Raw genomic sequence first — 1,283 nt, forward strand, 5'->3', positions numbered from 1 at the left:
TTCGCGGGCAAGCCCACGAATGCCTGCTTGGGGATTGTTGTTTTCGCATGTTCTCTTCGCAAAACCGTGGGCCACTTTTGCGGAACCGGCTTGGGACGTTTGTCCGGCCGTGCTTGACGCAAACAGGCTTTTGATGTCGATACGGCGCAAAGAGGCCCCGATGAACGCTCTGCCCGCAAATCCGACGGACGAAGGCCGCGCCGCGCTGATCGAAGCGCTCGGCAGCCGTTCGGTCGTCTTCGTCGGGTTGATGGGGGCCGGCAAGACGGCGATCGGCCGCAAGGTGGCGACGATGCTTTCGCTGCCCTTCATGGACAGCGACCAGGAGATCGAAAGCGTCTCGCGCATGACGGTGCCGGAGCTGTTCGAGCGCTATGGCGAGCCGGAATTCCGGGCGCTGGAGCAGCGCGTGATCCTGCGTCTCTTGGAGAACGGACCGCAGGTGCTGTCGACCGGTGGCGGCGCCTTCATGAACGCGCAGACGCGCGAGGCGATTTCCGCGCATGGCGTATCGGTCTGGCTGAAGGCCGATCTGGACCTGTTGATGGAGCGCGTCTCCAAGAAGCAGAACCGGCCGCTGCTCAAGAATCCCGATCCGCGCGGCGTGCTGGAGAAGCTGATGAGCGAGCGTTATCCGGTCTATGCCACGGCTGACCTGACCGTGCCGACGCGCGACGACCGCAAGGAGATCATCGCCGGCGAAGTAATCTGCGCGCTTTGCGGCTATCTGGGGGTCGCCGCGATCGCGACAGGCGCTACAAGCGCCACAACCGACGAGGTGGAGTCGTGAGCGAGGCGGTGAAGGTCGAGGTCGGGCTCGGCGACCGCGCCTATGACATATTGATCGGCGCCGGATTACTGGCGCGCTCCGGCGAAGAGATCGGGCGCCGCCTTCCCGGCACCCGCGCGGCCATCGTCACCGACGAGAACGTCGCCGCCGCGCATCTCGACACGCTCAAGGCGGGGTTGGAGAAAGGCGGCATCCAGTCCGCCGTCATCACTCTGCCCGCCGGCGAAAAGACCAAGAGCTTCGCCCATCTCGAGGAGGTGGTCGACGGCGTGCTCGCCGCAAAGCTCGAACGCCGCGACGTGGTGATCGCGCTTGGCGGCGGCGTCATCGGCGACCTTGCCGGCTTCGCCTCCGGCATCGTGCGGCGCGGCATGAATTTCGTTCAGGTTCCGACCTCGCTGCTGGCGCAGGTCGACTCCTCCGTCGGCGGCAAGACCGGCATCAACAGCGCGCGCGGCAAGAACCTCGTCGGCGTCTTCCACCAGCCCAGGCT

Annotated in this window: 2 protein-coding genes; both read left to right on the forward strand. The window is 65.5% G+C overall.

Features of this window, described 5'->3' with window-relative positions; all coding sequences use genetic code 11:
• Window positions 1–160 precede the first annotated feature (160 nt).
• Window positions 161–790 carry a shikimate kinase gene (locus tag EOD07_RS34775; RefSeq protein WP_127238381.1) on the forward strand — a complete coding sequence of 210 codons (630 nt, stop codon included), beginning with the start codon at window positions 161–163 and terminating at the stop codon, window positions 788–790.
• Window positions 787–1,283: iron-containing alcohol dehydrogenase (locus tag EOD07_RS34780; protein WP_127238382.1), on the forward strand; the 497-nt coding region annotated here is incomplete at its 3' end. The genes EOD07_RS34775 and EOD07_RS34780, both read left to right, overlap by 4 nt.

The organism is Mesorhizobium sp. M2C.T.Ca.TU.002.02.1.1, assembly GCF_003997225.1.

Excerpts from the sequence above, each read along its gene's own strand:
- EOD07_RS34775 (WP_127238381.1), top strand. The coding sequence starts at position 161 with ATGAACGCTCTGCCCGCAAATCCGACGGACGAAGGCCGCGCCGCGCTG.